The organism is Inquilinus limosus, from assembly GCF_002195995.1.
Lineage (GTDB): Bacteria > Pseudomonadota > Alphaproteobacteria > DSM-16000 > Inquilinaceae > Inquilinus > Inquilinus limosus_C.
On record NZ_NHON01000029.1, the window covers coordinates 63375 to 73431 of the forward strand.

Sequence of the window (10057 nt, forward strand, 5' to 3'; positions counted from 1 at the left end):
GGCCCTGGATTGCTTCGCTTCGCTCGCAATGACGATGTTGGAAATTCCGAGACGATCGCGTCCGGCGGGAGAGGTAACGCAAAAGACCTGGCTGTCTCAGGCGACCCGATCCACCCGGCGAATTTCGGGCGGCTCTGCTCCAAGGGCGGGGCGCTGGGCGAGACGCTGGGGCTGGAGGGGCGGCTGCTCGACCCGATGATCGGCGGCCGCACGGCAAGCTGGGACGAGGCGCTCGACCGCGTCGCCGCCGGCTTCGCCAAAGCCATCGAAGAGCACGGGCCGGACTCCGTGGCCTTCTACGTCTCCGGCCAGCTGCTGACCGAGGACTACTACGTCGCCAACAAGCTGATGAAGGGCTTCATCGGCTCCGGCAACATCGACACCAATTCCCGGCTGTGCATGGCCTCCTCGGTCGCCGGCCATCGCCGCGCCTTCGGCGGCGACGTGGTGCCGGGCTGCTACGAGGATTGGGAGCAGGCGGATCTCGCCATCTATGTCGGCTCCAACGCCGCCTGGTGCCACCCGATCCTGCACCGCCGCCTGCTGGCGGCGCGGGAGAAGCGCGGCACCCGGATCGTGGTGATCGACCCGCGCCGCACCGCCACCTGCGACGAGGCCGACCTCCACCTCGCCATCGCCCCGGGCACCGATGTGCTGCTGTTCAACGGCCTGCTCGCCCATCTGGTGCGCACCGGCGCGCTGGATCGCGGCTGGATCGCCGCCCATGCCGCGGGCTTCGAGGAGGCCGCCATCGCCGCCGCCGAGGACGCCCCGGACATCGCCGCCGTGGCTGCCGGCTGCCGCCTGCCGGAGGAGGCGGTGCGGCGCTTCTACGCCTGGTTCGCCCACACCCCGGCGACGCTGACGATCTATTCCCAGGGCGTGAACCAGTCGACCCGGGGCACCGACAAGGTCAACGCCATCATCAACTGCCACCTCGCCACCGGCCGGATCGGCCGGCCGGGCGCGGGGCCGTTCTCGGTCACCGGCCAGCCCAACGCCATGGGCGGGCGCGAGGTCGGCGGCCTGGCCAACCAGCTGGCCGCCCATATGGGCTTCGAGGATCCGGCCGTGCGCGACCGGGTGCGCCGCTTCTGGCGGGCGCCGCTTCTGGCCGAGCGGCCGGGGCTGAAGGCGGTGGAGCTGTTCGACGCCGTCGCCGCCGGCCGGATCAAGGCGCTGTGGATCATGGCGACCAATCCGGCGGTCAGCGTGCCGGACGCGGAGCGGCTGCGTCGCGGCCTGGAGCGCTGCGACCTGGTCGTCGTGTCCGACGTCACCGCCGAGACCGACACCGCCCGCCTGGCCGATGTGCTGCTGCCCGCCGCCGGCTGGGGCGAGAAGGACGGCACCGTCACCAATTCCGAGCGCCGGATCTCGCGCCAGCGCCGCTTCCGCCCCCTGCCCGGCCAGGCCCGGCCGGACTGGTGGATCGTCACGCAGCTGGCCCGCCGCATGGGCTTCGCCGAGGCCTTCCCCTATGCGGACCCGGCCGCGATCTTCCGCGAGCACGCCGCCCTCTCCGCCTTCGAGAACCAGGGCGCGCGCGCCTTCGACATCGGCGGCCTGGCAGCGCTGGACCAGGCCCAGTACGACGCGCTGGAGCCGGTGCAATGGCCCGTTCCCGAGGGTCGACGCCTGGGCACGGCGCGGCTGTTCGCCGAGGGCGGCTTCCCGACGCCGGACGGCCGCGCCCGCTTCGTCCCGGTGCGGCACCGTCCGCCGGCCCATCGCCCGGACCGCGACCGGCCGATGCTGCTGAACACCGGCCGGCTGCGCGACCAGTGGCACACCATGACCCGCACCGGCGCGGTGCCGCGCCTGGCCGCCAACAGCCCGGAGCCGGCGGTGGAGCTGCATCCCGACGACGCCCGCCGCCACGGCCTGGCCGAGGGCGACCTGGCGCGGCTGAGAAGCGGCTGGGGCCGCGCCCTGGCCCGGGTCCGGATCACGCCCGACCAGGCGCCGGGCCAGGCCTTCCTGGCGATGCACTGGAACGACCGCTTCACTGCCGACTGTGTCGCCGGCCGGCTGGCCAGCCCGGCCGTCGACCCGGTCTCCGGCCAACCGGAGCTGAAGCACACGCCGGTTTCGCTCGACCGGGTGCCGCTGGGCTGGGAGGGCTTCCTGGTCTCGCGCCGGCGGATGCGGCCGACCGGCCTGGTCTACTGGACCCGCCGCGCCGCCGCCGGCTGCCAGATCTATACGCTGGGCGGGCCGGAGCCGCCGGCCGACGGCATCATCCTCGGCCGGTCGCTGCTGGCGCCGGGCAAGGACCGGCAGGTGATCGAGTTCGCCGACGCCAAGCGCGGCCTGTTCCGCCTGGCGACGCTGGAATCCGGCGAGCTGGCCGAATGCCTGTTCGTCGCCCCGCCCGGCCGGCTGCCCGACCCGGAATGGCTGCTGGCCCGCTTCGCCGCCGAGACTCCGGCACTGGACGAGGCCGACCGCCGCGCTTTGCTGTCCGGCCGTGCCCCGGCCGGCGCCCCGGCCGAGGGCCGGATCGTCTGCGCCTGCCTGGGCGTCGGGCTGGAGCGGATCCTCCGGACGATCCGGGAAGGCAGGGGCATCGGGGTCAAGGAGCTCGGCGCCCTGCTCGGCGCCGGCACCAATTGCGGCTCCTGCGTGCCGGAGCTGAAGGAGATCGTCGCCCATGCCGCCCTGCCCGCAGCCGGCTGAGCCGTTGACCTCGGCCGGTGCCATCCCCCTCACCCTCCAGTCGTCTTCGGCGCCAGGCCCCTCCCTCTCCCCGAGGAGAGGGGAACGGAGCCACGCCCCCGATCACCTCTCCTTGGGGAGAGGTCGGAATCGCGAAGCGATTCCGGGTGAGGGGGCTGCTCCGGCCCATCCATTTGCGCAGGATCAGGCTCTCCTGCCCCATCTCCCCGTCTTCCTGACCGTGCGCGGCCGGGTCTGCGTGCTGGTCGGCGGCGGCGACGCCACGGCGCCGAAATTCGAGCTGCTGCGCCGCGCCGGCGCCGCGATCCGGCTGGTCGGCGCCGACGCCGCCTTCGCCGAAACGGCGGCCGGCGCCGAGATCCTCCCAGGTCCGCTGACCGCCGATCATCTCGCCGGGGCCTGCCTGGCGATCGACGCCTCGGGCGACCCTGACGCCAACGCCCACAGCGCCGCCCTCGCCCGTGCGGCCGGCGTGCCGCTGAACGTGGTCGACCGGCCGGCGCTGTGCGACTTCATCCTGCCGGCGATCCTGGACCGGTCGCCGGTGGTGGTCGCGGTCTCGACCGGCGGCGCAGCCCCTGCCCTGGCAGGGCTGATCCGGCAGGAGCTGGAGGCGCTGATCCCGCCGGGCCTCGGCCGCCTGGCCGCCCTGTCCGGCACGCTGCGCGACGAGATCCGCCGCCGCATCGCCGACCCGGCCCGCCGCCTGGCCTTCTGGCGCCGGCTGTACCGCGACGGCGCCGCCGACCGGGCCGCGGCGCTGGACCTTCTGGACCGGGTGGCGGCAGAGCGCCCCGCCGCCGGCTCGCTGACCCGGATCGCGATCGGGCCGGGCGGCGAGCAGGACCTGACCCTGCGCCAGGTGGCGGCGCTGCGCCGGGCCGACCTGCTGCTGGTCGGGGACGGCGTCGACCCGGCGGTGCTGGACCATGCCCGCCGCGACGCGCCGCGCCGGGGGCCGGTGCGGACGCCGGCCGAGGCCGATGCCCTGCGGGACGCCCTGGCCCAGGGCCTGCAGGTGGTGCAGCTTCTCGCCGACGCTGTTCCTCAGGGAACCGCGCTGCTGGCCGCGGAATAGCAGACTGGCCGTGCTCCCGCCGCAATCCGGCGGCAGGAGGAGCCGGCGTCGCTCTTGCCGCATGGCGCCGCCTCGCCCGCTTGCCTAATTTGGTCCGCTGCTGTCCCGCGAATGCCGATGATGACCCGTACCCTGATCCTGATCGCAGCCCTGACCCTGGCCGGCGCCGCCCCGGCCCTGGCTGCCCCCGAATTCCAGGCCGGAACCTGCGGCTTCACCGTGCCGGACGGGCGGGCCGCCACCTGCGGCACCGTCACCGTGCCGGAGAACCGGGACAAGCCGGACGGCGCCACCGTCACCCTGGCGGTCGCCGTCCTGTCCACGCCCGACAAGCTGGGCGACGCGCCGCCGGTGCTGTATCTCGAGGGCGGCCCGGGCGGGGCGGCGGGGCTGGACCCCGACGGCATCGCCCGCTGGTGGCAGCTGATCGCCCGCAACGACTGGCTGCAGCAGCGCAAGCTGGTGCTGTACGACCAGCGCGGCATGGGCCGGTCGCAGCCGAACCTGACCTGCCCGGAGATGGTCGAGGCCCAGATCCGCAGCAACGGCCCGGAGGGCGACGGCGGCAACGCCGCGGCCGCGGTCGACGCCGCCCGCGCCTGCCGCGCCCGCTGGGAGGCGGAAGGCCACGACCTGACCCGCTACACCACGCCCGACAGCGCCCGCGACGTGGCCGATCTGCGCCTGGCGCTGGGCATCGACAGATGGGTGCTGTTCGGGTCGTCCTACGGCACCCGGCTGGCGCTGGAGACGCTGCGGCGCTACCCCGACGGCATCGCCGCGATGATCCTCGACGGCGTCTACCCGCCCGGCAAGAGCCTGTTCACCGCGTCGGAGGAGAGCGACCCGGACGGCGACCGGTCGCTGCAGCGGGTCTTCGCCGCCTGCGCCGCCGATGCCGACTGCAACGCCGCCTATCCCGACCTGGCGGCGCGCTACCGCACCCTGCTGGAGCGGCTGGACGACGAGCCTCCGACCGTCACCGTGGCCCGGCCGGACGGCGGCGGCGAGGCCGAGCTGATGTTCACCGGCGGCCTGCTGTCCGAGGTGGTGTTCAACGACCTCTATTCCCGCGACGACGCCGCCACCCTGCCGGCGCTGATCGCCAGCATCGACGCCGATCGCGACGAGGCCTATGAGGACGCGGCCCAGCAATGGCTGACCGGCCTGCTGGACCCGACCATCGCCAATGGCGCCTATGACCTGGCGGAGTGCCTGGCGCCGGATGCGGGCGACCTGCGCGATGCCACGGGGTCGACCTGCCCGGCCTGGCCGGCCGCCGCGACGGTGGACGACCTCGGCTCGCAGCCGGTCGACAGCGACATCCCGGTGCTGGTCCTGTCCGGCGGGCTGGACCCGGTGACGCCGCCGACCTGGGCCCGCGCCACCGCATCGCACCTGCCGAACGCCTTCCTGGTCGAGCGGCAGAACCAGGGCCACGGCCTGATCGGCAGCGACCCCTGCGCCGAGACGCTGACGGGCAAGTTCCTGGACGCGCCGGACCGCCAGCCGGTCGATGCCTGCCAGGTCGAGCCCGACCCGCTGCACTTTCTGGTGAATGGGTGAGTCGGGCGTTCACCGGTCGCCCCTGACCAACACCGTCATGGCGAGGCGCGCAGCGCCGTGGCCATCCAGGGGCCGGTGCGAGCCGCCCCTGGATTCGTCGGTGCCGGTGACGGAGACCAGCTTGCGCACCGGATCGGCCTCGACCCGGGCGCCGGGGATGCTGCCCTCGATCGCGCCCTTGATCGTGCCGGCGCAATGGCCGCAGGTCATGTCCTCGACCCGGAAGGACAGCGTGGCACCCATGATGGTTCGACTCCTGTTTCGCATGGACCAGGGCACTGTCAGCCTTCCCACAATGGCAAGGTCAAGCGGGTTTTTGCCGCCACCGCAGATTCCGGGAAACGGCCCCTTGACCTTCCCATTGTGGGAAGGTCCATCTCTCCCCACATCCGCTGTTGCGAGATGGGAATCGGGACCGTGCAAACGCTGAACTCCAACGCCCGGGACGTGGTGCAGCTCGCCATCGAGGGCATGACCTGCGCGTCCTGCGTGCGCCGGGTCGAGCAGTCGATCGCGAAGACGCCGGGCGTCGCCGCCGCGAATGTCAACCTGGCCACCGAGCGGGCCGACGTGTCCTTCACCGCCGCGCCGGACATCCCGGCGGTGGTCAAGGCGATCGAGAGCGCCGGCTATGCCGTGCCGCAGGACACGGTCGAGCTGGCGATCCAGGGCATGACCTGCGCCTCCTGCGTCGCCCGGGTGGAAAAGAAGCTGAAATCCGTGCCCGGCGTGACCGGCGCCGCCGTCAACCTGGCCACCGAGCGCGGCACGGTGCGCTTCGCCCGCGGCGCGGTGCAGCCGGCGGCGCTGGAGCAGGCGGTGCGCGACGCCGGCTACGACGCCCGGCGGATCGGTGCGGACGATGCCGGCGACCGCGAGCGCGACGCCCGCGCGGCGGAGACGAAGGCGCTGGGCCGCAGCCTGGCCGTCGCCGCCGTGCTGACCCTGCCGGTCTTCGTGCTGGAGATGGGCACGCATCTGGTCCCCGCCGTCCACGGGCTGGTGATGGCGACGATCGGCATCCAAGAGAGCTGGATCCTGCAATTCGCGCTGGCCAGCGCGGTGATGTTCGGGCCGGGGCTGCGCTTCTTCCGCAAGGGCGTGCCGGCGCTGCTGCGCGCCGCGCCGGACATGAATTCCCTGGTCGCGCTGGGCACGGCGGCGGCCTGGGGCTATTCGGTGGTCGCCACCTTCCTGCCCGGCGTGCTGCCGGCCGGCACGGCCAATGTCTATTACGAGGCCGCGGCGGTGATCACCACGCTGATCCTGCTGGGCCGCTATCTGGAGGCGCGCGCCAAGGGCCGGACGTCGGAGGCGATCCGCCGGCTGGTCGGGCTGCAGCCGAAGACCGCCCGGGTGGTGCGCGACGGCCAGACGCTGGACCTGGCGCTGGAGGAGGTGCGGGCCGGCGACATCGTGCTGGTGCGGCCGGGCGAGCGGGTGCCGGTCGATGGCGAGGTGGTCGAGGGCCAGTCCTTCGTCGACGAGGCGATGATCACCGGCGAGCCGGTGCCGGTGGCCAAGGGCGTCGGCGCCGAGGTGGTCGGCGGCACCATCAACAAGACCGGCAGCTTCTCCTTCCGCGCCACCCGCGTGGGCGGCGAGACGGTGCTGGCCCAGATCATCCGCATGGTCGAGCAGGCGCAGGGCGCCAAGCTGCCGATCCAGGCGCTGGTCGACCGCGTCACCGCCTGGTTCGTGCCGGCGGTGATGGCGGTGTCGGCCGCGACCTTCCTGGTCTGGCTGGCCTTCGGGCCTGACCCGGCCCTGGCCTTCGCCCTGGTCAACGCCGTCGCGGTGCTGATCATCGCCTGCCCCTGCGCCATGGGGCTGGCGACGCCGACTTCGATCATGGTCGGCACCGGCCGCGCCGCCGAGCTGGGCGTGCTGTTCCGCAAGGGCGACGCGCTGCAGACCCTGCGCGACGCCCGGGTGATCGCGGTCGACAAGACCGGCACCCTGACCCGGGGCCGGCCCGAGCTGACCGATTTCGACACGCTGGACGGCTTCGACAAGGACGAAGCCCTGCGCCTGGTCGCGGCGGTCGAGGCGCGGTCGGAGCACCCGATCGCCGAGGCGATCGTCGCCGCCGCCAGCGCCCGGGGCCAGGCCCTGCCGGCCATCGCGAGCTTCGAGGCGGTGCCCGGCCACGGCGTGGCGGCGACGGTCGAAGGCCGCCGCGTCGCGATCGGCGCCGACCGCCACATGCGCTCCCTGGGCCTGGACCCCTCGGCCTTCGCCGCCACGGCCGCCCGCCTGGGCGAGGATGGCAAGTCGCCGCTCTACGCCGCCATCGACGGCCGCCTGGCCGCGATCATCGCGGTGTCGGACCCGGTCAAGCCGTCGACGCCGGAGGCGGTCCGCGCGCTGCACGCGCTCGGCCTCAAGGTGGCGATGGTCACCGGCGACAACCGCGCCACGGCCGAAGCCATCGCCCGCCGCCTGGGCATCGACGAGGTCGCGGCCGAGGTGCTGCCGGAGGGCAAGGTCGCGGCCGTGAAGCGCCTGGGCGCCGGCGGCCGGCGGGTGGCCTTCGTCGGCGACGGCATCAACGACGCGCCGGCCCTGGCCGCGGCCGATGTCGGCATCGCCATCGGCACCGGCACGGACATCGCCATCGAGAGCGCCGATCTGGTGCTGATGTCGGGCGACCTGCGCGGCGTGGCCAACGCCATCGCCCTGTCGCAGGCGACGATCCGCAACATCAAGCAGAACCTGTTCTGGGCCTTCGCCTACAACGCGGCGCTGATCCCGGTCGCCGCCGGCGCGCTGTACCCGGCCCAGGGCTGGCTGCTGTCGCCGATCCTGGCGGCCGGCGCCATGGCGCTGTCGAGCGTCTTCGTCCTGGCCAACGCCTTGCGCCTGCGCCGCTTCAACGCGCCGTTGTCCGGGGAGACCCAGCCATGAATATCGGCCAGGCGGCCGCCGCCTCCGGCGTCTCCGCCAAGATGATCCGCTACTACGAATCGGTCGGGCTGACCCGGCCGGTGCTGCGCACCGACTCCGGCTACCGGGTCTACAGCGACGACGACGTGCATACGCTGCGCTTCATCCGCCGCTCGCGCGACCTCGGCTTCTCGGTCGAGCAGATCGGCGGCCTGCTGGCGCTGTGGCAGGACCGCGACCGGTCCAGCGCCGATGTGAAGCGGATCGCGCTGGGCCACGTCGCCGAGCTGGAGCGGAAGGTCGAGGGGCTGAAACAGATGATCGGCACGCTGCGCCACCTCTCGGCCTGCTGCCATGGCGACGACCGGCCCGACTGCCCGATCCTCGACGACCTGGCGCTGGAGCCGCCGAAGACGGCCCGGCGGGCCCGATCGGCCTGACCAGCGGCCGGGTCCTCCCGCCCGATCGTTGCGCGCCGGCTTGACCGGTCCGGATCGTTGTGATCCAAATTGTCTGATTATAATAGCAATGTTGCCGGACCCACGCGAAGCGGGACCGGAAAACGGGAGGAACCCAATGAAGCGCCTGATTCTGGCGGGCCTCGCAGCCGCCGTCGCATCGGTTCTCGCCATCGGCCCGGCCACCGCCGCCGACAAGACCATCGCCTTCGTCGTCAACGGCTCGTCCGACTTCTGGACCATCGCCCACAAGGGCACGGACAAGGCCGTCTCCGAGATCAAGGGCTACAGCGTCGAGTTCAAGATCCCCGGCCAGTCCAGCGCCGCGGAGCAGCGCCAGATCGTCGAGGACATGCTGGCCCGCGGCGTCGCCGGCATCGGCATCAGCCCGGTCGACCCGGACAACTCCACCGCGCTCTTGAACAAAGCCGCCGGCCAGGTGCCGTTGTTCACCTTCGACAGCGACGCGCCGAAGAGCGACCGGCTGCTCTACATCGGCACCGACAACGTCGCCGCCGGCGTGCAGGCGGGCGAGTTGATCAAGAAGGCCCTGCCGGACGGCGGCAAGATCATGCTGTTCGTCGGCACGCTGGGCAACGCCAACGCCCGCGAGCGCGTCGACGGCATCAAGAAGGCGATCGCCGGCTCCAAGGTCGAGATCGTCGACGTCCGCACAGACGACATCGACTTCGCCAAGGCCAAGCGCAATGTCGAGGACACGCTGACCAAGTATGACGACCTGGCGATGCTGGTCGGCCTCTACTCCTACAACACGCCGATCATCTACGACGCCATGAAGGCGGCCGGGAAGCTGGGCAAGATCAAGGTCGTCGGCTTCGACGAGGACCCGGTCACCCTGCGCGGCGTGCAGGAGGGCGTGATCGAGGGCACCGTGGTGCAGCAGCCCTACGAGTTCGGCTACCAGACGGTGAAGCTGCTGGCCCAGTACATCGAGGGCGACAAGTCCTTCATCCCGGCGGACCATCTGAAGATCATCCCGACCCGGGTGATCGACAGCAGCAACGTCGCCGATTTCCAGAAGACGATGAAGGAACTGCTGAAGAAGTGAGGTGATCGACACCATGGTCGATCGCACCCGATTGCCTGCGCATAATCCTTCCTTGTCCCCCCTCCCCTTGCGGGAGGGGGGTAGGGGGAGGGGGTTCTCGCGGCCTGCGCCGGCCATTGAGGGAGATTGGGCCTTGCCGCTGCCGAAAGCGATCTCACCCTTTCGCGCGCGGACGCGCGGTCCGAACCGGCGAGAGTCTGGACAGATTGGACCGGAGAGATGGTTGACAGGTTTCCTGGACGGCAAGGGAGGGCTTGCCGATGCCGTGGATGGAGACCTGCGTGGAGGACGAGAAGATAGGGTTCATCGTGTCGTATCTTG

At 72.3% G+C, this 10057-nt stretch carries 7 protein-coding genes; 6 read left to right on the plus strand and 1 reads right to left on the minus strand.

What is annotated here, in order from left to right:
- Positions 1-9 precede the first annotated feature (9 nt).
- From BWR60_RS16715 to BWR60_RS16725, 3 genes are all read left to right on the plus strand, one after another.
- Complete coding sequence (locus BWR60_RS16715; protein ID WP_179221802.1) at positions 10-2679, plus strand: molybdopterin-dependent oxidoreductase; 2670 nt, start codon at positions 10-12, stop codon at positions 2677-2679.
- Entirely contained in the window at positions 2654-3757 is a 1104-nt protein-coding gene (locus BWR60_RS16720; protein WP_088152156.1) for an NAD(P)-dependent oxidoreductase, read from the plus strand. Before BWR60_RS16715 ends, BWR60_RS16720 begins: the two co-directional genes overlap by 26 nt.
- 120 nt (positions 3758-3877) lie before the next feature.
- Positions 3878-5323, plus strand: a complete 1446-nt coding sequence (locus BWR60_RS16725) for an alpha/beta fold hydrolase (protein WP_179221804.1) — start codon at positions 3878-3880, stop codon at positions 5321-5323.
- A 9-nt stretch (positions 5324-5332) separates the two neighbouring features.
- On the opposite strand, the gene BWR60_RS16730 is transcribed toward BWR60_RS16725, so the two are convergent.
- Positions 5333-5566, minus strand: a complete 234-nt coding sequence (locus BWR60_RS16730) for a heavy-metal-associated domain-containing protein (RefSeq protein WP_230983079.1) — start codon at positions 5564-5566, stop codon at positions 5333-5335.
- A 174-nt stretch (positions 5567-5740) separates the two neighbouring features.
- Here BWR60_RS16730 and BWR60_RS16735 point away from each other — a divergent pair, with 174 nt between their 5' ends.
- The 3 genes from BWR60_RS16735 to BWR60_RS16745 all read left to right on the plus strand — a co-directional run bounded on the left by BWR60_RS16735 (position 5741) and on the right by BWR60_RS16745 (position 9736).
- Complete coding sequence (locus BWR60_RS16735) at positions 5741-8230, plus strand: heavy metal translocating P-type ATPase (protein WP_275542385.1); 2490 nt, start codon at positions 5741-5743, stop codon at positions 8228-8230.
- Entirely contained in the window at positions 8227-8649 is a 423-nt protein-coding gene (gene cueR / locus BWR60_RS16740) for a Cu(I)-responsive transcriptional regulator (protein WP_088152160.1), read from the plus strand. Before BWR60_RS16735 ends, cueR begins: the two co-directional genes overlap by 4 nt.
- A gap of 136 nt (positions 8650-8785) precedes the next feature.
- On the plus strand, positions 8786-9736 hold the full coding sequence (locus BWR60_RS16745) for a sugar-binding protein (RefSeq protein ID WP_088152161.1): 951 nt from the start codon (positions 8786-8788) through the stop codon (positions 9734-9736).
- Positions 9737-10057 lie beyond the last annotated feature (321 nt).

Bases quoted from the DNA above. Each gene is read 5' to 3' on its own strand.
- BWR60_RS16720 (WP_088152156.1), top strand. From the start codon at position 2,654: ATGCCGCCCTGCCCGCAGCCGGCTGAGCCGTTGACCTCGGCCGGTGCC.
- BWR60_RS16725 (WP_179221804.1), top strand. From the start codon at position 3,878: ATGACCCGTACCCTGATCCTGATCGCAGCCCTGACCCTGGCCGGCGCC.
- BWR60_RS16730 (WP_230983079.1), bottom strand. From the start codon at position 5,566: ATGGGTGCCACGCTGTCCTTCCGGGTCGAGGACATGACCTGCGGCCAT.
- cueR (WP_088152160.1), top strand. From the start codon at position 8,227: ATGAATATCGGCCAGGCGGCCGCCGCCTCCGGCGTCTCCGCCAAGATG.
- BWR60_RS16745 (WP_088152161.1), top strand. From the start codon at position 8,786: ATGAAGCGCCTGATTCTGGCGGGCCTCGCAGCCGCCGTCGCATCGGTT.